Origin of the sequence: Methylobacterium endophyticum (genome assembly GCF_050591105.1) — a bacterium.
Classification (GTDB): domain Bacteria; phylum Pseudomonadota; class Alphaproteobacteria; order Rhizobiales; family Beijerinckiaceae; genus Methylobacterium.
Window position 1 is genome coordinate 17,510 of record NZ_JBNHES010000026.1, and the last position, 19,330, is coordinate 36,839.

General features: G+C 69.6%; 20 protein-coding genes and 2 tRNA genes. 8 read left to right on the forward strand and 14 right to left on the reverse strand.

Going from position 1 to position 19,330, the window contains the following annotated elements:
• Positions 1-11: 11 nt before the first annotated feature.
• The 7 genes from ACP56T_RS20450 to purB form a co-directional block, all read right to left on the reverse strand.
• Positions 12-1,454: a histidine kinase gene (locus ACP56T_RS20450; RefSeq protein ID WP_430914002.1), complete on the reverse strand. Its 1,443-nt coding sequence runs from the start codon at positions 1,452-1,454 to the stop codon at positions 12-14.
• Between the two features lie 52 nt (positions 1,455-1,506).
• On the reverse strand, positions 1,507-2,799 hold the full coding sequence (locus tag ACP56T_RS20455) for an adenylosuccinate synthase (protein ID WP_430914003.1): 1,293 nt from the start codon (positions 2,797-2,799) through the stop codon (positions 1,507-1,509).
• A gap of 174 nt (positions 2,800-2,973) precedes the next feature.
• Positions 2,974-3,318, reverse strand: a complete 345-nt coding sequence (locus tag ACP56T_RS20460) for a hypothetical protein (protein ID WP_430914004.1) — start codon at positions 3,316-3,318, stop codon at positions 2,974-2,976.
• 75 nt (positions 3,319-3,393) lie between these two features.
• Positions 3,394-4,299 carry a D-amino-acid transaminase gene (locus ACP56T_RS20465; protein ID WP_430914005.1) on the reverse strand — a complete coding sequence of 302 codons (906 nt, stop codon included), beginning with the start codon at positions 4,297-4,299 and terminating at the stop codon, positions 3,394-3,396.
• 43 nt (positions 4,300-4,342) lie between these two features.
• On the reverse strand, positions 4,343-4,669 hold the full coding sequence (locus ACP56T_RS20470; RefSeq protein WP_430914006.1) for a type II toxin-antitoxin system PemK/MazF family toxin: 327 nt from the start codon (positions 4,667-4,669) through the stop codon (positions 4,343-4,345).
• Positions 4,666-4,887, reverse strand: coding sequence for an antitoxin MazE-like protein (locus ACP56T_RS20475; RefSeq protein WP_430914007.1), 222 nt, complete (start codon positions 4,885-4,887; stop codon positions 4,666-4,668). The genes ACP56T_RS20470 and ACP56T_RS20475 overlap by 4 nt, the downstream gene beginning before the upstream one ends.
• Positions 4,888-4,976: 89 nt before the next feature.
• Positions 4,977-6,284 (reverse strand): adenylosuccinate lyase, encoded by a 1,308-nt coding sequence (purB, locus tag ACP56T_RS20480; RefSeq protein ID WP_430914008.1) that lies wholly within the window; start codon positions 6,282-6,284, stop codon positions 4,977-4,979.
• 369 nt (positions 6,285-6,653) lie between these two features.
• Between purB and ACP56T_RS20485 the strand changes: the two genes are divergently transcribed.
• Positions 6,654-8,804 (forward strand): TonB-dependent receptor, encoded by a 2,151-nt coding sequence (locus tag ACP56T_RS20485; RefSeq protein WP_430914009.1) that lies wholly within the window; start codon positions 6,654-6,656, stop codon positions 8,802-8,804.
• 45 nt (positions 8,805-8,849) lie between these two features.
• Here ACP56T_RS20485 and ACP56T_RS20490 read toward each other — a convergent pair whose 3' ends face one another.
• The 4 genes from ACP56T_RS20490 to hemB all read right to left on the reverse strand — a co-directional run bounded on the left by ACP56T_RS20490 (position 8,850) and on the right by hemB (position 11,731).
• Entirely contained in the window at positions 8,850-9,596 is a 747-nt protein-coding gene (locus ACP56T_RS20490; RefSeq protein ID WP_430914010.1) for an arginyltransferase, read from the reverse strand.
• A gap of 141 nt (positions 9,597-9,737) precedes the next feature.
• On the reverse strand, positions 9,738-10,226 hold the full coding sequence (locus ACP56T_RS20495; protein ID WP_430914011.1) for an RDD family protein: 489 nt from the start codon (positions 10,224-10,226) through the stop codon (positions 9,738-9,740).
• Between the two features lie 81 nt (positions 10,227-10,307).
• A complete protein-coding gene (locus ACP56T_RS20500; protein ID WP_430914012.1) occupies positions 10,308-10,682 on the reverse strand; it encodes a hypothetical protein in 375 nt (124 codons plus the stop codon).
• Positions 10,679-11,731 (reverse strand): porphobilinogen synthase, encoded by a 1,053-nt coding sequence (gene hemB / locus ACP56T_RS20505; RefSeq protein WP_430914013.1) that lies wholly within the window; start codon positions 11,729-11,731, stop codon positions 10,679-10,681. The genes ACP56T_RS20500 and hemB overlap by 4 nt, the downstream gene beginning before the upstream one ends.
• Before the next feature lie 184 nt (positions 11,732-11,915).
• Between hemB and ACP56T_RS20510 the strand changes: the two genes are divergently transcribed.
• From ACP56T_RS20510 to ACP56T_RS20525, 4 genes are all read left to right on the forward strand, one after another.
• Positions 11,916-12,968, forward strand: a complete 1,053-nt coding sequence (locus tag ACP56T_RS20510) for an enoyl-CoA hydratase/isomerase family protein (protein WP_430914014.1) — start codon at positions 11,916-11,918, stop codon at positions 12,966-12,968.
• A 1-nt stretch (position 12,969) separates the two neighbouring features.
• A complete protein-coding gene (locus ACP56T_RS20515) occupies positions 12,970-13,425 on the forward strand; it encodes a DUF6163 family protein (protein ID WP_430914015.1) in 456 nt (151 codons plus the stop codon).
• A 166-nt stretch (positions 13,426-13,591) separates the two neighbouring features.
• Positions 13,592-14,101 (forward strand): transcriptional regulator LdtR, encoded by a 510-nt coding sequence (gene ldtR, locus ACP56T_RS20520; protein WP_430914016.1) that lies wholly within the window; start codon positions 13,592-13,594, stop codon positions 14,099-14,101.
• Positions 14,102-14,317: 216 nt separating this feature from the next.
• Positions 14,318-14,449, forward strand: a complete 132-nt coding sequence (locus tag ACP56T_RS20525; protein ID WP_430914017.1) for a hypothetical protein — start codon at positions 14,318-14,320, stop codon at positions 14,447-14,449.
• 71 nt (positions 14,450-14,520) lie between these two features.
• Here the strand turns inward: ACP56T_RS20525 and ACP56T_RS20530 are convergent.
• Positions 14,521-14,597: transfer RNA gene (locus ACP56T_RS20530), tRNA-Pro, on the reverse strand.
• Positions 14,598-14,671: 74 nt separating this feature from the next.
• Positions 14,672-15,463, reverse strand: a complete 792-nt coding sequence (locus tag ACP56T_RS20535; RefSeq protein WP_430914018.1) for a 4'-phosphopantetheinyl transferase family protein — start codon at positions 15,461-15,463, stop codon at positions 14,672-14,674.
• Between the two features lie 308 nt (positions 15,464-15,771).
• Here ACP56T_RS20535 and ACP56T_RS20540 point away from each other — a divergent pair.
• Positions 15,772-15,848 (forward strand) — tRNA-Asp (locus ACP56T_RS20540).
• A gap of 234 nt (positions 15,849-16,082) precedes the next feature.
• Here ACP56T_RS20540 and ACP56T_RS20545 read toward each other — a convergent pair.
• On the reverse strand, positions 16,083-16,736 hold the full coding sequence (locus ACP56T_RS20545) for a glutathione S-transferase family protein (RefSeq protein WP_430914019.1): 654 nt from the start codon (positions 16,734-16,736) through the stop codon (positions 16,083-16,085).
• A gap of 349 nt (positions 16,737-17,085) precedes the next feature.
• Between ACP56T_RS20545 and ACP56T_RS20550 the strand changes: the two genes are divergently transcribed.
• Positions 17,086-18,300, forward strand: coding sequence for a polyhydroxyalkanoate depolymerase (locus ACP56T_RS20550; RefSeq protein ID WP_430914020.1), 1,215 nt, complete (start codon positions 17,086-17,088; stop codon positions 18,298-18,300).
• A 282-nt stretch (positions 18,301-18,582) separates the two neighbouring features.
• A complete protein-coding gene (rpsU, locus tag ACP56T_RS20555; protein WP_430914021.1) occupies positions 18,583-18,903 on the forward strand; it encodes a 30S ribosomal protein S21 in 321 nt (106 codons plus the stop codon).
• Positions 18,904-19,330: the final 427 nt, after the last annotated feature.

The window sequence follows — 19,330 nt, forward strand, 5'->3', positions numbered from 1 at the left end:
TGCCGGGCCCCTCAGCGCCACTGATCGAAGGCGCGCTGCATCACCTGCGCGCCGGAGCCGCCCTTCTCGAAGGAGAGCACCGCGCGCTGGCCGCTGGGATATTTCAGCGCGAGATCGAGCCAGTTCTTGTGCAGCAGCAGGTCGGTGTTGCGGTCGACGTCGTTTCTCAGCGAGGACAGCCCGATCAGGAAGAGGTTGTCGCGCACCCGCACCGGCAGGCCCGAGACCGGCGAACCGCGTCCGCCCTCGTCGTCCTTCGCCTGAAGCAGCCCGATATCCTGGATGGACCGCTTCTCGCCGGCCGCGCCCGTCGCCGTGAAGACGAGCTTCACGGTGTGGGACGCCGGCAGCGTCGCGTCGAGGTTGCGCTGGATGGTCATGACCAGTTGAAGGCCGGCATCGGCGATGTCCACCGTGGCGACGACGGCCGTCTCCAGCGGCTGTCCCTGCTCGCCGCTCACCGAATCGAGCCGCCAGACGACCCGCCCCGTGGTCACGGGGGGCGGCGCGTTCTGGTCGGCGACGTTCTCCTCGATCAGCGCCGCGCGCTGCGCCACCGTGACGTCGCCCTGCACGGGCGCCTTGGCCTGGGGCTGTGGCGCGGAGGGCCGCTCGCTCGCGGTCGAGCCGCCCTGGGCCGGTGCCGGCCGCTCGGACGGCTGGGCCGCGTCGCCGCCGACGCGGTCCCCGAACTTGGTGTCGGCCCGTTCGGGCTGCTGCCCGGCGATGTCGGCTCCGGTCGGCTGGAGGTCGGCGGGCTTGTCGCGCAGCAGGAAGGCTGCCACGGCGATCAGGCCGATGACGATGGCGAGCACGCTCCCGACGAAGGCGTTGCGCAGGATGCGCGAGCGGCCGCCGCCGGGCGCCACCACGGCGACGCGCGGACGCTTCTGGCCGTTGCCCGCGTCGAGGCGCAGCGCGCCCGCTTCGGACTCGTCCCCGGCAGGGGGCTGGGCCGCGGCGGCATCGGCGGCCGGCAGGGGTTTGGCGGTGGCATTCTCCGCCGGCCCGGCCGTCTCCTTGCCCCGGCGGGGCGCTATGGCGAGCGGCGGCCCTTCACGCCGCCTCGGCTCCGGCGGCTTGGGCAGGCCGAGATCGGCGGGCGCCGCCGGGGGCAGGCCGGGCGCGGCCTTCGGCGGCTCCGCCTCGAACAGGGACTCGTCCGGCGCCGGCGGCGGAGCGGGCTCGGGGATCGGCTCCGGCTCGGGGGGCGCCGCGACGGCGGGCTCCGGGGGCGGCGGCGGGGGCGCGTAGGTGGCCTCCAGCCGGTCGATGGCCCCGTCGAGCGCGGTCCGCTCGACGGCGATGTCCTCTTCCGCGAGCGGCGGATCGAGGGAGCGCAACTGCCCGATCAGCGCGGCGCGGGCGCGCTCGTAGACCGCCTTGCGCATGGCAGGCGAGCGGTCGGGCAGGGCGTCGAGCGCCCGCGCCAGCAACGGATAGTAGTCCGCCATCGTCCCTTGATCCGCCTTTCGGCGATCCCTCAATCGCCGGAAGGCCGCAGGTTCAGTCTTCGAAGGGGTTGTGCATCAGGATGGTGTCGTCGCGCTCCGGCGAGGTCGAGAGCAGGGCGACGGGCGCTCCGATCAGCTCCTCGATGCGCCGCACGTACTTGATCGCCTGGGCCGGCAGGTCGGCCCAGGAACGGGCGCCCGCCGTCGTCTCGGACCAGCCGGGCATCGTCTCGTAGATGGGCTCGATCCGCGCCTGCGCGGCCTGGCTCGCCGGCAGGTGGTCGACCACCCGGCCGTCGAGACGGTAGCCGGTGCAGATGCGGATCTCCTCGAAGCCGTCGAGGATGTCGAGCTTGGTGAGCGCGATGCCCTGGATGCCGGAGGTCCGCACGGTCTGGCGCACGAGCACGGCGTCGAACCAGCCGCAGCGGCGCTTGCGCCCGGTGTTGACGCCGAACTCGCGGCCCTTGGTGCCGATGAGCTCGCCGATCTCGTCGAACAGCTCCGTCGGGAACGGGCCCTCGCCGACGCGGGTGGTGTAGGCCTTGGCGATGCCGAGCACGTAGCCGATGGCGGACGGGCCGAGGCCGGAGCCGGTGGCCGCCTGCGCCGCCACGATGTTGGAGGAGGTGACGAAGGGATAGGTGCCGTGGTCGACATCGAGCAGAGCGCCCTGCGCGCCCTCGAACAGGATGCGCTTGCCGGCACGCCGCTCCTCGTCGAGCAGCGCCCAGACCGGGCATGCATAGGGCAGGATCGTCGGCGCGATGGCCTTCAGCTCGGCGAGCAGCGCATCCGCGTTCACCTCGTCGATGCCGAGGCCCCGGCGCAGGGCGTTGTGATGGGCGAGGATGCGCTCGACCTTGGCCGGCAGGGTGCCCTCGTCGGCGAGATCGACCACGCGGATCGCCCGCCGGCCGACCTTGTCCTCGTAGGCCGGGCCGATGCCGCGCTTCGTCGTGCCGATCTTGAGGCCGGCGTTGCTGGTCTCGCGGAAGTGATCGAGCTCGCGGTGGAGCGGCAGGATCAGCGTCGCGTTGTCGGCGATGCGCAGCGATGCCGGCGACACCTCGACGCCCTGCGCCTGGATGCGGGCGATCTCGTCGACGAGATGCCAGGGGTCCACGACGACGCCGTTGCCGATCACCGAGAGCTTGCCGCCGCGCACCACCCCGGAGGGCAGCAGCGCGAGCTTGTAGGTGACGCCGTCGATGACGAGCGTATGGCCGGCATTGTGCCCGCCCTGGAAGCGCACGACGATGTCGGCCTGCTCCGAGAGCCAGTCGACGATCTTGCCCTTGCCCTCGTCGCCCCACTGGGCGCCTACGACGACGACGTTCGCCATGCGCGCGATGATCCGTGACCCGACATCCCACGGGGCGCGCGGCGAGCGCCGCGCCATAACCCGCTGTCGTCGGGGTGTTTCCGCGATCCCATCGCGGAATGCAAGCAAGGCCGCCGGTTGCGCCGGGGATGAGCGGCCCTGCGCTGCCCGCCGACGCTATGTGCGAAGGCCCTTTTAGCGGGCCTCGGTGCCGGGTTTCTGGCCGGGCAGCTCGCCGGGCTTGATCACCGGCATGGAGCCGTTGGCGCCCTCCGGCGGCTTCACCACCATTCCCTCGGCGGCGGTGCCGGGGGGCTTGATGACGCCGTCGCTCTTTTCGAGCCTGTCGCTGAGGCTGCCGTCGGGGGCAGCCTCGCCGCCGGCGCCGGGCTTGATCCTGTCCGGCGGGGTCTGGCTCGGCGGCGGCAGGGCCGGATCGCTGTCGCGGCCCTTCAGCGGGACATCGGGGTTCTGGGCCAGCGCCACGGTGGCGACGAGGCATGCCGCCGTGGCGGCGAGCCCGGACAACAGTTTCGGCAAGACGGCCTCCCTTCAACGATTGCGCGTTCGAGAAGGAACAGCCGCCTTGCCCGATCCGTTCCGGGCCGGACGCCGTCAGCCGCCGCGCGCGATGTCGAGATACAGCGCGCGCAGGCGCAGGGTCAGCGGGCCGGGGCGTCCCTCGCCGACCTTATGGCCGTCGATGGTGGACACTGGCATCACGAAGGCGGAGGCGCTGGTGTAGAAGGCTTCCGCCGCGTCCTTCGCCTCCGCCACCGAGAAGGGCCGCTCCTCGATGCGCAGGTCCTCCTCCGCCGCCAGCCGCAGCACGGCGGCGCGGGTGATGCCGGGCAGGAGCGCGGTGGAGAGCGGGCGCGTCACCAGCACGCGCTCCTTGGTGACGATGAAGGCCGTGGAGGAGGAGCCTTCCGTGACGAGCCCGTCCTCGTGCATCCAGGCTTCCGCCACGCCAGCGGCTGCGGCCACCTGCTTGGCCAGCACCTGCGCCAGCAGCGCCACGGACTTGATGTCGCGCCGCTTCCAGCGAATGTCCTCGACGGTGACGATCGCCGCGCCGCGCTCCGCGAGCGGGTTGGCGACGATGGTCTTTCCTTGCGTGAACATCATCACGGTGGGCGGCGTATCGGCCGGCGGAAAGGCGAAGTCGCGCTCGGCGACGCCGCGCGTCACCTGCATATAGACGAGCCCTTCCGACACGCCGTTGCGGGCGACCAGCTCGGTCTCCAGCTTTTCCCACTCGGCGAGCGTGTGCGGGTTGCGGATGCCGATCTCGGCGAGCGAGCGGTCGAGCCGGGCGAGATGGGCGGCGTTGTCGACGAGCTTGCCGTCGAGCACGGCGGAGACCTCGTAGATCCCGTCCGCGAACAGGAAGCCGCGATCCATGATCGGCACGCGCGCCTCCTCGAAGGGAAGGAAAGCGCCGTTCAGGTAGACGATGCGGGGGCTTGGCACGTCGATCACCTCGATGAGAACCGTCTGGGGACCTGATGCAGGATTCATGGCAGATCCCTGCGGTCGCATTGGGCGGGTACGCGCGGGCCGGTCAATCCGCCAGGCCGAAGATCACCGACAGCATCCGGTTGAGCTCGATCAGCGAGGGGCCGGAGAGGCGTCCGATGATCGGACCGCATTTGGCGCGCGGGAGGGCGGCGATCTTGTCGACCATGACCTGCGAGGGAACCCTCAGCCCGGTCTCTGGCCCCGGATCGAGGCTGAGGCGGAAGCTCGGCGCGTCGCGGATCGTGCTCGTCATCAGGCTCACCAGCACGCTGTCGGTGTCGCTCAGCCAATCGGATTGCACCACCACCGCCGGGCGCGGCTTCCCGTAGTCGCCCGGAGCGGAAACGGTCACGATGTCGCCCCGTCTCACGGCGGCGGCCAGTCCATGGCCGCCTCGATGAAGCGCAGGGCCTCCGCCTCTTCCGGCGCGGCCCGCAGGCGTGCCGTCTGCCGGGCTATGTCCGCCTGGAACGCCTCCGTCCGAGGATCGGGCACCCAGAAGCGCAGGAGCTTCATGCCGTTCGCCTGCCGCGTCAGCCGGTAGCGCTGGAACTTGCTGAGGCCGTCCGTCCGGCCCGCGTTCGCCATGGGCCTCTCCTCCGCCCGCCGTCGAGGCATCACCGGGGAAAGGTAGCGCGCAACCCCGGCGATGTCACGGGACGCGGATCCCGATGCGTTCAGGCGCGCCCGAAGACCCGCTCGAAGATCGTGTCCACATGCTTGAAATGGTAGCCGAGATCGAAGCACTCCTCGATCTGCTCCGGGCTCAGCGCGGCCGTCACGTCCGCATCCGCCTTCAGCAGTTGCAAAAAATCGCCCTCGCCGCGCCAGACCGGCATCGCGTTGCGCTGGACGAGGCGATACGAATCCTCGCGCGACACGCCGGCCTGGGTCAGCGCCAGCAGCACACGCTGCGAGTGCACGAGCCCGCCGAGCCGGTCGAGGTTCTTCTGCATGTTGGCCGGGTAGATCAGCAGCTTGTCGATGACGCCCGTGAGCCGCGCCAGCGCGAAGTCGAGGGTCACGGTGGCGTCCGGGCCGATCATGCGCTCGACCGAGGAATGCGAGATGTCGCGCTCGTGCCAGAGCGCCACGTTCTCCATGGCCGGCAGCGCGTAGGCGCGCACCATGCGGGCGAGGCCCGTCATGTTCTCGGTGAGCACGGGGTTGCGCTTGTGGGGCATGGCCGAGGAGCCCTTCTGGCCTTCCGAGAAGAACTCCTCCGCCTCCAGCACCTCGGTGCGCTGGAGATGGCGGATCTCGATGGCGAGCCGCTCGACGGAACTCGCCACCACGCCGAGGGTCGCGAAGAACATGGCGTGGCGGTCGCGCGGGATGACCTGCGTCGAGACCGGCTCGGGGGTGAGGCCCATCTTCTCGGCCACGTATTCCTCGACCCGAGGATCGATATTGGCGAAGGTGCCGACAGCGCCCGAGATGGCGCAGGTCGCGACCTCCTTCTTCGCCGCGACGAGCCGCTCCTTCGCCCGCTGGAACTCGGCATGGGCCTGGGCGAGCTTCAGCCCGAAGGTCACGGGCTCGGCATGGATGCCGTGCGAGCGGCCGATGGTCGGTGTGAGCTTGTGCTCGAAGGCGCGGCGCTCGAGGGCCGCGAGCAGCGCGTCGATATCCGCGATGAGGATGTCGGCGGCGCGCACCAGTTGGACGTTGAGGCAGGTGTCGAGCACGTCCGACGAGGTCATGCCCTGGTGGACGAAGCGCGCCTCCGGCCCGACGATCTCGGCGAGATGGGTAAGGAAGGCGATCACGTCGTGCTTCGTCACCGCCTCGATCTCGTCGATGCGGGCGACGTCGAAGACCGCGTCGCGGCCCTTCTCCCAGACGGTGTCGGCGGCCTCCTTCGGCACCACGCCGAGCTCGGCCAGCGCGCTCGTCGCATGCGCCTCGATCTCGAACCAGATGCGGAAGCGGGACTCGGGCGACCAGATCGCCGTCATCGCGGGCCGGCTGTAGCGGGGAATCATCGGGCGCCCTGACGTCTGACGAGGAAAGACGAGGGGCGCCTAGCATGGGCTCCCGGCGCGCTCAACGCGAGGCGGCGCATGGCCGGCGGCCGCGGGCTACGTAACGAACTGTGTCTCTTCCGTAACAGTTGCATGGCTTCGGCGTCTGGCAGCCCCCCGCTCGATGCGGGCGACGACAACGGCTTTGCGCGGGCGACGAAGGGGTTGGCGGCGTTCTTCGAGTGCTTCTAAGAAAGACTTCAATCTTGAGGTCGGGATTAAAGCGATCTGTCCGATTGTGCGCAAGGATGCTGTGTGTAGAGCGGAGGCAAGCCCGGCGCGAATGCTGTGGCTGCAAACTAGAACAATAACAAACTACAGGGCCTCACGATGGATCGGCATTCGCATTCCGGCTTGCTCGCCGCGTTGCTCGCAAGCACCGTTCTCGCCACCGCCGCGCAGGCTCAGACCGCGCGGGTCGCGGCGCCGGCGCCGCTCGGCGCGCCCGCTTCGACGACCCTCGAGCAGCTCAGCGTCGAGGGCCAGGGCGGCGTGACCGTGGGCTATCTGACCAAGGCGACGCGCAGCGCCAGCAAGACCGACACGCTCCTCATCGACACGCCGAAATCCGTCACCATCGTGACGCAGGAGCAGATCCGCGACCAGAACTTCCAGAACCTCACCGAGCAGCTCCGCTACGTGCCCGGCGTGATCCCGGCACAGGGCGAGAACAACCGCGACGAGGTGGTGATCCGAGGCCAGAAGTCGAACGCCGACTTCTTCGTCAACGGCGTGCGCGACGACGTTCAGTATTTCCGCGACCTCTACAACATCCAGCGCATCGAGGTGCTGAAGGGTCCCGATTCGCTGATCTTCGGGCGCGGCGGCGGCGGCGGCGTGGTCAACCGCGTGCTCAAGGAGGCGGACGGCTACCGCGTCCGCGAGATCGTCGCCGGCGGCGGCCAGTTCGGCGACAAGCGCGTGGCGGTGGATGTCGGCGACCGGGTGAGCGACAGCGCCTTCTTCCGGCTCAACGGCGTGTTCGAGGATTCCGGCACCTACCGGCAGTTCGGCGAGCTGACCCGCTACGGGTTCAACCCGACGATGACCTTCCTCATCGATCCGCAGACGACCCTGAAGCTCTCCTACGAGTACTTCCACGACGACCGCTTCCCCGATCGCGGCATCCCCTCGCAGTTCGGCCGCGCCTATCGCTACAAGCAGAACATCGCGACCTTCTTCGGCAACCCGGACGTGAACTTTACCAAGGTCGACGCCAATATCGCTACCGCCGTCCTCGACCACACCTTCGACAACGGTGTGCAGCTGCGCAGCCAGTTCCGCTTCGCCGATTACGATCGCTTCTACCGCAACACGCTGCCCGGCGGCGCGGTCAACAACGCCGGCACGGCCGTGACCATCACCGGCTACCGCAACGAGACGAACCGGACGAACTACTTCAGCCAGAACGACTTCACCTACAAGTTCCTCACAGGCGACATCAAGCACACCCTCCTCGGCGGCGTCGAGCTCGGCTACCAGGAAGGCATCGTCTTCCGGCAGACGGGCTTCTTCAACAACGTCGCCACCAGCATCGTGGTGAACCCCCTGTCGCCCGTGACCCGCGTGCCGGTGACGTTCCGCAACAACGGCGGCAGCGACGCCAACAGCCGCTACGACCTCGGGCTGGCGGCCGTCTACGCGCAGGATCAGGTCGAGATCAACGAGTACCTGCAACTCATCGGCGGCCTGCGCTACGACCATTTCGACTTCTCGGCCACGGACCGGCGCACCAACGTCACCAACGCCCGCGTCGACGACCTCCTCTCCCCGCGCGCCGGCATCGTGCTGAAGCCGCTGCCGAACCTCGCCTTCTACGGCAGCTACAGCGTGTCCTACCTGCCGAGCTCGGGCGACCAGATCGGCGCCTTCACGCCGGGCCTCGTCATCGCCCAGCCGGAGCGCTTCGAGAACACCGAGGTCGGCGTGAAATACGACCTCACCCCGTCGATCCAGCTCACGGCGGCGGCCTACAATCTCGACCGCTTCAACCAGCGCCTCGCCGACCCGAACAACCCCGGCTTCTTCATCCTGTCGGGCAAGACCAACACGCAGGGCTTCGAGATCGGCGCCAACGGCTACGTCACCGACTGGTGGCAGATCGCCGGCGGCTACTCCTTCACCGATGCGCGCATCGACAGCGCCACCTCGGCGACCATCGTGAAGGGCAACACCGTCGGACTGGTGCCGTTCAACGCGGTGTCGCTGTGGAACAAGTTCGACGTGACGCGCGAGTTCTCCATCGGCATCGGCTACATCTACCAGGGCCACACCTTCGCGACCTCGGACGACACCATCCGCCTGCCGGGCTACAACCGCTTCGACCTGGGACTGTTCTACAAGATCAGCGACACCGTCCGCGCGCAGGTCAACATCGAGAACATCTTCGATCGCGGTTACATCTACACGGCGGACAACAACAACAACATCACCCCCGGCGCCCCGCGCACGGTGCGCGCGCAGATCATCGTCAAGTTCTGAATCATCCGCCACCCGTCGTCCCGGCTCACGGCCGGGGCGGCGGCCTCACTCGACCCGCAGCCAGCCCTGCGGCATCAGGCGCTCCTGCGGACGGAAGCGGGCCTTGTAGTCCATCTTGCGGGAGCCCTCGACCCAATAGCCGAGATACAGGTAGGGCAGCCCGAGTTCGGCCGCGCGGCGGATATGGTCGAGGATCATGTAGGTGCCGAGCGAGCGGCCGGCCTCGTCGGGATCATAGAACGAGTAGACCATCGACAGCCCGTCCGCGAGCACGTCCGTCAGGCACAGGGCGACCGGCGCGCCGACGCCGCGGCCGTGGATCGCCGTGTCCGGCCCGCGCCGCCGGTAGGTCACGAGATGCGTATCGACGTGGCTGTCCTCGATCATCATCGCGTAGTCGAGCACGGTCATGTCGACCATGCCGCCGTCGCCGTGGCGGGCGTCGAGGTATCGGCGGAAGAGGGCGTACTGGTCCGAGGCCGGGCGGTTGGCCTCCGGCACGCCGACGAGATCGGCGTTGCGGGCGAGGATGCGGCGCTGGCTCGCGGTGGCGAGGAAGTCGCGCACCACCACCCGCACCGAGACGCAGGCCCGGCAGGTCTCGCAGGCCGGGCGGTAGGCGATGGTCTGCGAGCGGCGGAAGCCGCCCTGCGTCAGAACCTCGTTGAGGTCGCGCGCGCGGCGTCCGACGAGATGCGTGAACACCTTCCGCTCCTCCTGGCCCGGCAGGTACGGGCAGGGCGAGGGCGCCGTCAGGTAGAACTGGGGAGTGTCGCGCGGATGGCTCGTCACGCTTGAACCGGATCTTCGGAACCGCCGGCGCAAGGGTGCGCCGGCACCCGAGTGTAGCGGGCGCGCCGCCGGGCTCAACCGGTCTCGGAGGCCCGGATAACGATTTCGTAATCCTTATCCCCGCGCGTCGGTCCCGTCGCGTCAGCCGCGATGGACGACGGCGAGGCCGAGCAGCAGGTCGTGCCCGAGGCGCCGGTCCGCGCGGGCGAGGCCGAACAGGATGTCGACGCACCAGAGCAGGAAGGTCGAGATCGCCACGTAGAACAGCAGCGCGTGGACGGCCGCCGTCAGCATGTCGACGCGCGCGCCGGTTTCCGGCGCCACCACGCGCAGGCCGAGCATGCGCATGCCGAGGGTCGCCTGCCTGTCGCCGCCCACCGTGATCGCGCTGTAGATCACGCCGCTCGCCGGCAGCACCGCGAACAGCGTCCAGCCGATGCCGAAGGTGACGACGCCGAGGATCGCGATCGCCATCCAGAGCAGCGCCGAGAAGGCCAGGATGAACAGGATGTCGAGGAGATAGGCGAGGCTGCGCCCGCCGAGGCTCGCGCGCACGGCGGGAAGGGGCATCGGGGGCAGGTAGCCCGGCGCGTCGAGGCGCTCGGCATATCCGGGGGGCGGGTTGGTCATGGCCGTCGCGTCCTGGCGATGGTTCTTCGTACCCAGGACATGGGAGCGGCCGGCAGGCGCAGCAAGAGGGGAGGCCGAGCCTCAGCGCGCCGCCGGATCGCTCGTCTCGGCGTCGGGGGTGTCGAGATAGTAGCGCTTCAGGAAGTAGAGGCTGGCGCCGTTCAGGGTCTCGCGGTCCGTCGACAGGCCGACGAGATCGGTGCCGCCGTTGAAGCGGCAGAGGGCGAAATGCGGCCGCGTGCCGACGACGTAGTCGACCCTGGCGCTGTCCGGCGCGGGGCCTGAGCCGGCGCGCAGCACCTTGAGCTCGGAGTCGCCCTGAACCAGCGCCGGCACCGCCCGGCGGCAGATCGTGGCGCGCTGGCGGCCGAGCGCGTTCTCGCAGGCGAAGAGGCCGCCGGCCATGCCGCCGAGCACGCCCAGAAGAAGAAACGCGCGCGCGGTGCCGCGGCTCACTGTCCCCTCAGGCGCTCCGCCACGCGCGGGGCGTAGTAGGTGAGCACCCCGTCCGCGCCCGCGCGCTTGAAGGCGAGCAGGCTCTCCAGCATGGCGCGGTCGCCGTCGATCCAGCCGTTGCGGGCGGCGGCCTCGATCATCGCGTACTCGCCCGACACCTGATAGGCGAAGGTCGGCACCCCGAACTCGTCCTTCACCCTGCGGATGATGTCGAGATAGGGGAGGCCGGGCTTCACCATCACCGAGTCGGCCCCCTCGTCGATGTCGAGGGCGACCTCGCGCAGCGCCTCCGACGAGTTGCCGGGGTCCATCTGGTAGGTGCGCTTGTCGCCGACGAGCGCCGCGCTGGTGCCGATGGCGTCGCGGAAGGGCCCGTAGAAGGCGCTCGCGTATTTCGCCGCGTAGGCCATGATCTGCACGTCGCGAAAGCCTGCACGGTCGAGCCCGGCCCGGATCGCGCCGACGCGCCCGTCCATCATGTCGGAGGGGGCGATGATGTCGGTGCCGGCCTCGGCCTGGATCAGGCTCTGCTCCACCAGCAGCGCCACGGTCTCGTCGTTGAGGATGGCGCCGTCCGAGAGCAGGCCGTCATGGCCGTGGCTGGTATAGGGGTCGAGGGCGACGTCGGTCATCACGCCGATCTCGGGCACCGCCTTCTTCACGGCGCGCACGGCGCGGCAGACGAGGTTGTTGGCGTTGAGCGCCTCCGAGCCTGTGGGATCGCGCAGCGCCACCTCCGTGAAGGGGAAGAACGAGACCGCCGGGATGCCGAGACGGGCGGCGCGCTCCGCCTCGCGCACGATCTCGTCGACGCTTAGCCGCTCGACGCCCGGCATCGAGGCGACCGGCTCGCGCCGGCCCGAGCCCTCGATGACGAACATCGGCCAGATCAGGTCGTCCACGGTGAGCGTATGCTCGCGCATGAGGCGCCGCGACCACTCCGCCTTGCGGTTGCGGCGCGGGCGCCGGACGATCGACAGGGGGGTACAGGCGGGCGACGTCTCCTTCGCCGTCTCGACGGCGAGCGGTCGCGGCGTGGCGTTCGTCATCGGTCGGGCGGGCTCCGGTCGCGGGCTTCGCGAAAGGTCGGGCCGCCGCCCTAGCACATCCGCAAATCGGCGATAAAGCCGAGCGGGGGCCTGCGGCGGCGACGCGATTGACGCGGCCCCGCAGAGTTCGTCTAAGCGCAGGCCGGCAGGATTGACGGGCAGGGCGGCGCAGGGGGCGCGGGACATGGCGGCGGATGCCGAGATCCGGTTCGAGCGGCGCGGCGCGCTCGGCCTCGTCACCCTCGACCGTCCGAAGGCGCTGAACGCCCTCTCCCTCGGGATGTGCCGCGCCTTCCGCGCGCAGCTCGACGCCTGGGAGGCCGATCCCGCGATCACCCGCGTGGCCGTGCGGGGCGCGGGCGGCCGGGCCTTCTGCGCCGGCGGCGACATCCGCTACATCCACGCCTGCGGCAAGGAAGGCCGCGAGGACGACCTCTATGCCTTCTGGGAGGCGGAATACGCCCTCGTCGCCACGGTGCAGCGCTTTTCCAAGCCCTACGTCTCGCTGATCGAGGGCGTGGTGATGGGCGGCGGCGTCGGCATCTCGCTGCACGGCTCGCACCGGATCGCCTCCGAGCGCTACGCCTTCGCCATGCCGGAGGTCGGCATCGGCCTGTTTCCCGATGTCGGCATGACCTACGCGCTGCCGCGCCTGGCGCACCACGCGGGGAGCTACCTCGCGCTGACCGGCGCCAAGATCGGGCCGGGCGACGCCCTGGCGCTGGGGCTCGCCACCGGATACGCGCCCGCCGCCGCCTTCGATACGATCCTCGACCGGCTCGCCGAGGGGGGCGCCGTGGACGATGCGCTGGCGGTCGAGGCGGAGGCGCCGCCGCCCGGTCCCCTCGCCGCGGAGAGCGGGCTGGTGGAGCGCTGCTTCGCTGCCGGGAGCGTGGAGGAGGTCCTGGGTCGTCTCGACGGCGCCGCCGCCTCCGGCTCGGCTTTCGCGGGAGAGGCCGCCGCGCTGATCCGGACCCGCTCGCCGACGAGCCTGTGCATCGCGGCCGAGCAGATGCGGCGCGGCCCGGCGATGCGCTTTCCCGAGGCGATCCTGGCCGAGTTCCGCCTCGTGACGCGGGTCATGGAGGGCCACGACTTCTTCGAGGGCGTGCGCGCCGTGCTGATCGACAAGGACAACCGGCCGGACTGGCGCCCCGCCACCCTGGCGGAGGTCGATCCGGCGGCGATCGCGGCCGCCTTCGGCCCGGCGGCGCGGCCCGAGCCGAGCTTCGCCTGAGATGGCCGCCCCCGTCAGAGGCCGCGACGGCACCGGCATCGCCGACATGCCGGGCGACCGCATCGAGCGCAGCGCGGGCGCGCCGAAGACCACCTGGGACACGGTACTGGTCTGGTTCATGCGCCTCACGGCGCTGGCGTGGCTGGCCAAGGGCGTCTTCGCCTGGGCCTCGATCCTCGACGTGCTGCCCTGGCAGCGGGCCTTCGAGGGCGAGCCCACCGGACGGCAGGCGGCGATGCTCTATTTCGCCGTCATCGACCCCACGGCGGCGGTGGGGCTGTGGCTGACGAGCGCCTGGGGCGGCGTGGTCTGGCTGCTCGCGGCGACCTCCGCGCTGATGCTCGGCGTGCTCACGCCGCAGCTTCTGCCGACCTCGATTCCGCTGCTCGGGCTCCAGGGAAGTGTTGTGGTGATGTACTTCATTCTGTCCTGGCTCGCGGCGCGCGAGATCAGGTAAATGCACAGTTGATGGTTCTGCTTCAGCTTGTGTTTACCGACAGAAGTAAATCGCCAATTCATCCTGTCGCTTAAACGGGCTTTCATCCCCGCCACGTAGGTTGTGCCCATAAGCGGCGTCGGTTCTCCCGATGACCGGCACAGCGGAACAGCAGGCGAGGCACGCGATGAAATCAGAAGCTCTCAGGGTCGTCGAACCCGCCGCTCCCGAGGCCGCCCCGGCCAAGGGCTCGTATCTCGAGGCGCTGCATCTCGTGGAGCGCCTGCACCGCCGCCTGCTCGACGTCATCAAGGACGAGTTCGAGCGCCGGGGCCGCGAGGACGTCAACAGCGTCCAGGCGCTGCTGCTCTACAACATCGGCGACAAGGAGCTCACCGCGAGCGAGCTGCGCACCAAGGGCTACTATCTCGGCTCCAACGTCTCCTACAACGTCAAGAAGCTGGTCGAGGCGGGCTACCTGCACCACGCCCGCTCGCGCACCGACAAGCGCACGGTGCGCATCAGCCTCACCGACCGGGGCCGGCAGGTGCACGACATCGTGCAGGGCCTCTACGACAAGCACGCCCGCACCATCCAGCCGATCGGCGGCATCTCCGACGACGATTTCGGCCGCCTGAACGTCGCGCTCGGCCGTCTGGAGCGCTTCTGGACCGATCAGATCCGCTATCGTCTGTGACGCTGCGCCGGCACGGAGGAATCCGTGCGGGACCGTGAGTCGGGCGGCCGGGTGCATGAGAATGCACGCCGGCGCGTGCCCGTGTCCGGTCGCATATCGACGGGAAGGCACAGGCACCGGCTCGATCCGCTCCGGCCTGCCGCTGCGCGAGCCGTGGAGCGAACGATCGGCATCTAGCCCCCCTTGCGCCACATCTCGCCGACGAGGATGAGGCAAGTGGGTCTCGGTATCCGGGAAGTCGTCGGCATGCTCGGCATGACGGTCGAGATTCCTCAGAACACCTACGGCCATCATCATCCCGATTTTCAGGACGGGACAGCGGGTGCTTTCGGCGAAAATAAGGGGTGATATGCGGCCCCATTGTCATGGGGCATTCCATGAGCCGCCATTTCGGGATGCGGCCCAAGTCATTGATTTAATGGTCGGAGTGGCAGGATTTGAACCTGCGACCCCCACGTCCCGAACGTGGTGCGCTACCAGACTGCGCTACACTCCGAAGGCCGCGCTTTCGCGTCGGCGAGCGGGTGTATAGCCGGGGGACCCGTGCCCGGCAAGCGGATGTTGGGCCTCTTATGCGATCCTGTCGGGCCAGCCCGTCGCGAGCGTCCTGAGGAGCAGGTTCGCGCCGGGCTCCGCGATCGCGGCGGCGCCGAGAGTGCCGGGCCCAGGCTCCAGACGCATCAGGGTGAGGGCGGCGGGGTCGAGGCGGGCCCCCCTCGCCGAGAGGATGAGCGCCGGGGCCGGGGGCAGGGAGACGCTGAACCGGTCGAGCGGCATCGACAGGCCGGTGCCCAGCGCCTTCACCACCGCCTCCTTGCAGGTCCAGACCGCCATGAAGGCGCCCTCGCGCGCCTCGTCCGGGAGGGCCGCCAGTGCCGCCGCCTCGTCCGGGGCGAAGTAGCTGCGCGCCACCCGCTCCGCGTCGGGCATCGGCCGCAGGGCCTCGACATCGACGCCGATGGCGGCGCTCGGCGACAGGCCCACGAGGGCCCGTCCGCCCGAATGCGACAGGTTGAAGTGCAGCCGTCCGCGCCAAGGCTCCGCCAGGTCCGGCTTTCCGGCCGGACCTTCGGTGAACGCGAGTGCCTCCGGCGCGGCGTCCAGCGCCCGGCCGAGGACGAGGCGGAGCGCCGCGTGGCTCACGACGAAGCGGTCGCGGTCCTCCGGCCGGCGGAACCGCGCCGCACGTTCCGTCTCTGCGGCCGAGAGGACCGCCGCGCAGTCCCGCTGCCACGGCGCCGCTGCCGCGATGTCGACCGTCCAGACGGTGTTGCCGGCGAGGGGGCCGGGCAGGGCGGTCTCCCAAGGCTCGCCATTCCAAGACTCCCCGTTCCGAGCCTCCCTGTCTCTATGGTCGTTCACGCGGCGCCCCGTCGCCGGCAGGAGGCGGGCTCGGGCGAAGGAGGGCGCGGACATGCGCGAGGGGCCACGGGGGACGCTCCGAACCAGTTGCTCCGGCGAGCATTCCCCGCCGCTGCGGTCGGCGCAAGCGGCGGCAGGTTCCGCCTTGCCGCCGCTGCGAGAGCGCTTCTCCGGCGCGAGGGCCCGCGTCCGGCGGCGCTTGCGGGCCTCCCGGCGGTTCGGGCCGATATTGTGTCGCCGGCTGCTTGACAGGGGGCCGTGAGCGCCCCTAAACCCCGGGCCGTCGCCGCAGCAGGCGCACACGCCGTGCGGGCGTAGCTCAGTTGGTTAGAGTGCCGGCCTGTCACGCCGGAGGTCGCGGGTTCGAGCCCCGTCGCCCGCGCCACCTTTTCCAAGCACATCGCAGAGTTCGTTCCCACGCGACGGAATTCGCTTGGCAGGCATTCGCTTGCGCGGAACGCCGTGCAGCGTCCTGCTTCGCTGGCGTTATGCCTGCGAGACCGATGTGATCCGTATCCCGCGCGCGGTCAGCCCTTCCGTGAGGCCGCGTTGCCGGCCCGATCCGGGGCGGATTCGGAATCCGCCTCGGCGCGCGTGGGGCCGGCGATCGGCGGCCGGGTCAGAACTCCATGTCGAGTTCCTCGATCTCGTCGGGCTCGGCCTGGGCCTCCTCCGTCCATTCCTTCAGCAGGTCCCAGTCGAGGATGGTGTCGCGATAGGTGGCCGCGAGCGGCGGCAGCGCGACGTCGTAGGTGCGGAAGCGCGTGCAGACCGGGGCGTACATGGCGTCGGCCAGCGTGGGGGCGGCGCCGAACAGGAACGGCCCGCCGTAGCGGCGCAGGCAGTCCTCGAAGATCGTGACGATGCGGTCGATGTCGCCCTTGGCGCCATTGAAGATCGTGAAGTCCGGATGATGGGCCTTGAGGTTCATGGGCAGCGCCGAGCGCAGGTTGATGAAGCCGCCATGCATCTCGCCGGAGATGGAGCGGCAATGCGCGCGCGCGGGGGCCTCCTTCGGCAGGAAGCCCGCTTCGGGATAGGTGTCGTTGAGATATTGCGCGATGGCGAGCGTGTCCCACACCACCACGTCGCCATGCAGGAGCCGGGGGACGAGGAAGGACGGCGACAGGTGCAGCAGCTCGGCGCGCGACGAGGCGTCGTCCTTGAGCATCTCGGTCTCGAAGGAGAGGCCGGCCATCCGGCAGACCAGCCAGCCCCGCAGCGACCACGACGAGTAGTTGCGGCTGGAGATCGTGAGCGTGGCCGTCGGCATCGGATTTCCTTTTCGTTGACGCGTGTCCCCGCGCCTGCGGGGCGATCCAAGACTTGTGCCGCCGCCTGTTGCGTGAAGGGCACGGAGAGCGGCGCGAGGGTGCTCCCCGGCGGGCCGGCCCGCGCCTTGCGTCTCATCGCCCGGAAACGGAATCCGCGAAAGACTGCGCAGACATGTGATGCATCCACATCACAGAAGGCCCGCATATACCTTTGGCCGCTTGCGGCGCCCCTCGGCCTAGCTAATCCTTAACTGGATGAATTTGCAGCGCACTGAGGCGTGGCTGCCTCCTCCCTTTGCCGCACTCTCCCGGCCCTCCGCCGGACGTCGGCGCGCGAGTGCAAGCCCCATGCTCTACGACGCTTTCGAGGTCCAGGCCGATATCGCCGAGCAGACCCGCGCCTGGGGCCGCGTGCTCCACGACGCGATCTCGCCCTGGACGCGGGCCGGCTATCAGGAGCCCGTGACCTGGTGGTCGGCGGGAGCCCGCATGATGATGCGCGCGGGGCTCACCTTCACCCGCCCCGCCTACGGCATCGACACCGTGCGGGTCGGCAACCGCGACGTGCCGGTGACGGAGGAGACGGTCGCGGCCACGCCCTTCGCGACGCTCCTGCGCTTCAGGAAGGACATCGATAGCGAGCAGCCGAAGGTGCTGGTCGTGGCGCCGATGTCGGGCCATTTCGCCACGCTGCTGCGCGGCACCGTCAAGACACTCCTGCCGGATCACGACGTCTACATCACCGACTGGCACAACGCCCGCGACGTGCCGGTGGAGGCGGGCCCCTTCGCCTTCGACGACTATGTCGACCACCTGATCCGCTTCCTCGAGGCGATGGGCGAGCGCAGCCACCTGCTCGCGGTGTGCCAGCCGGCCGTGCAGGCGCTCGTCGCCGCCACCGTGATGGCGCAGACCAAGAATCCCGCCGCCCCGCGCAGCATGACCCTGATGGCCGGCCCGGTGGATTGCCGCATCAGCCCGACCTCCGTGAACCAGCTCGCCACCTCGAAGCCGATCGAGTGGTTCGAGAAGAACCTCATCGCCACGGTGCCGCGCCGCCACAAGGGCGCGGGGCGGCGGGTCTATCCGGGCTTCGTGCAGGTCGCGGCCTTCGTGTCCATGAACGCCAAGCGCCATGTGCAAGGCCATGCCGACCTGTTCTGGCACCTCGCCAACGGCGACACCGAGCGCGCCGCCGCGATCGAATCGTTCTACGACGAGTATTTCGCCGTGCTCGACCTGCCGGCGGAGTTCTACATCGAGACCGTGCGGACGGTCTTCCAGGAATACACCCTGGCCAAGAACGAGCTCTCCTATCGCGGCAACCGCATCGACACCCGCGCCGTGCGCCGCACGGCGCTGATGACGGTGGAGGGCGAGCGCGACGACATCTGCGCCGTCGGGCAGACCATGGCGGCGCACGATCTCTGCTCCAGCCTGCCGCCCCACATGAAGAGCCACCACCTCCAGGCCGGGGTCGGCCATTACGGCGTCTTCTCCGGGCGCAAGTGGGAGGCCCAGACCTACCCGCTGGTGCGCAACTTCATCCAGTCTCACAGTTGAGCGCTCCCCGAGATTTGGTGGCGGGGGCCGGTTGGAACTCGCCCCGGCTTCGTGTAGAAGCTGGGGCAAGGTGCTTTCGGTAGCGCCGATTCGAGATGGTCCGTTTCACGTCCCTCCCGGAATTTCCGGGCAAGGGGCGTTTGTCGGTTAAGCCTTCGGCGCGACAGGAAACGGAACGGTCCCGCATCGGGTGCCGCCGTGAAAGACGTGAACAGACGAAGGGGCCTGTCGAAGGCGCGGTGAGCCGAAGACGAAGGGCCATACTCTAGAGGATCAAGTCCGTTGCAGGTACTCGTTCGCGACAACAACGTCGATCAGGCTCTCCGCGTCCTCAAGAAGAAGATGCAGCGTGAGGGCATCTTCCGCGAGATGAAGCAGCGCAAGGCTTACGAGAAGCCTTCCGTGCGCAAGGCCCGCGAGAAGGCCGAGGCCGTCCGCCGCGCCCGCAAGCAGGCCCGCAAGACCGCGATCCGCGAGGGGCTGATCGCCGCTCCGAAGCCGAAGCCCCGCTTCGGTGCCGGCGGTCCGCGCCGCTCCGGTTTCCCGTCGGCCGCGCCGAGCGCCGCTCCGGGCGCCGCCCCCGCCGCCGCTGCCGCGAACTGATCGCCGCACGTTCGGCCCCGTGATCCGAAGCCCGTGCCGCCGCTAGGCGGTGCGGGTTTTTCGCATGTCGGCGATCGAGCTGGGCGTGATGTCCTTCCGAAGGTAGCCTCGCGTAACGGGCGCAGGGTGTGCGCGCTCTCTTTCGGTTTCCGATCAATCGGTTCGGCGTCTCGCGTCTTCCCTCCCCCCGTTGCGGGGGAGGGTGGCCCTCGCGTCAGCGAGGGTCGGGTGAGGGGAGCGCCGTATCCGGAGAGGGCGCTCCCCTCGCCCGACCCGCTTCGCGGGCCACCCTCTCCCCCAAAGGGGCAGGGGAATCGCATATGAGTATCGTGGGCGTTGCGTTTTTGAGTTTGATCGATTCTGACCAAGCTTTTCTCTGTGAGGGGCATGGCTGTGGTCGAGGATCTGCTCGTCATCCTGCGTGAAG

Coding starts and splice junctions, on each gene's coding strand:
- ACP56T_RS20515 (WP_430914015.1), top strand. CDS start 12,970: ATGGCCGCCCCCGTCAGAGGCCGCGACGGCACCGGCATCGCCGACATG.
- ACP56T_RS20455 (WP_430914003.1), bottom strand. CDS start 2,799: ATGGCGAACGTCGTCGTCGTAGGCGCCCAGTGGGGCGACGAGGGCAAG.
- ACP56T_RS20485 (WP_430914009.1), top strand. CDS start 6,654: ATGGATCGGCATTCGCATTCCGGCTTGCTCGCCGCGTTGCTCGCAAGC.
- ldtR (WP_430914016.1), top strand. CDS start 13,592: ATGAAATCAGAAGCTCTCAGGGTCGTCGAACCCGCCGCTCCCGAGGCC.
- ACP56T_RS20545 (WP_430914019.1), bottom strand. CDS start 16,736: ATGCCGACGGCCACGCTCACGATCTCCAGCCGCAACTACTCGTCGTGG.
- hemB (WP_430914013.1), bottom strand. CDS start 11,731: ATGACGAACGCCACGCCGCGACCGCTCGCCGTCGAGACGGCGAAGGAG.
- purB (WP_430914008.1), bottom strand. CDS start 6,284: ATGATTCCCCGCTACAGCCGGCCCGCGATGACGGCGATCTGGTCGCCC.
- ACP56T_RS20475 (WP_430914007.1), bottom strand. CDS start 4,887: ATGGCGAACGCGGGCCGGACGGACGGCCTCAGCAAGTTCCAGCGCTAC.
- ACP56T_RS20550 (WP_430914020.1), top strand. CDS start 17,086: ATGCTCTACGACGCTTTCGAGGTCCAGGCCGATATCGCCGAGCAGACC.
- ACP56T_RS20495 (WP_430914011.1), bottom strand. CDS start 10,226: ATGACCAACCCGCCCCCCGGATATGCCGAGCGCCTCGACGCGCCGGGC.
- ACP56T_RS20510 (WP_430914014.1), top strand. CDS start 11,916: ATGGCGGCGGATGCCGAGATCCGGTTCGAGCGGCGCGGCGCGCTCGGC.
- ACP56T_RS20465 (WP_430914005.1), bottom strand. CDS start 4,299: ATGAATCCTGCATCAGGTCCCCAGACGGTTCTCATCGAGGTGATCGAC.
- ACP56T_RS20450 (WP_430914002.1), bottom strand. CDS start 1,454: ATGGCGGACTACTATCCGTTGCTGGCGCGGGCGCTCGACGCCCTGCCC.